The sequence below is a fragment of the Tolypothrix sp. VBCCA 56010 genome, from assembly GCF_050875635.1.
Classification (GTDB): Bacteria; Cyanobacteriota; Cyanobacteriia; order Cyanobacteriales; family Nostocaceae; genus Hassallia.
Genome location: NZ_JBPAOH010000527.1, coordinates 1 through 235, shown reverse-complemented (window position 1 = coordinate 235; position 235 = coordinate 1). Strand labels below are relative to the sequence as shown.

Annotated in this window: 1 protein-coding gene; it reads left to right on the top strand. The window is 62.1% G+C overall.

The genetic code is table 11. The annotated features are described in order from the left end of the window. Positions 1–235, top strand: a 235-nt coding sequence (locus AABK37_RS42215; RefSeq protein ID WP_432557306.1) for a hypothetical protein, incomplete at both ends; no start/stop codon positions are given.

Genomic DNA, 235 nt, shown 5'->3' with positions numbered 1-235 from the left:
GCCGTCGTCAATGAGCCGTTGCACACCGTCTGGTTCGATGGTGCCGTCACCGATGGTGTCGGGTTCACCGTGATGGTGAAGCTGCTCGTCGCACCCACACAGGTTCCATACAGGGGCGTGACCGTGATCGTGGCCACCGTGTGCACACCGCCCGCATTCACCGCCGTGAACGAAGCAATGTTGCCGCTGCCGCTGGAAGCCAGTCCGATGCTCGTGTTGTCGTTGGTCCAGGTGT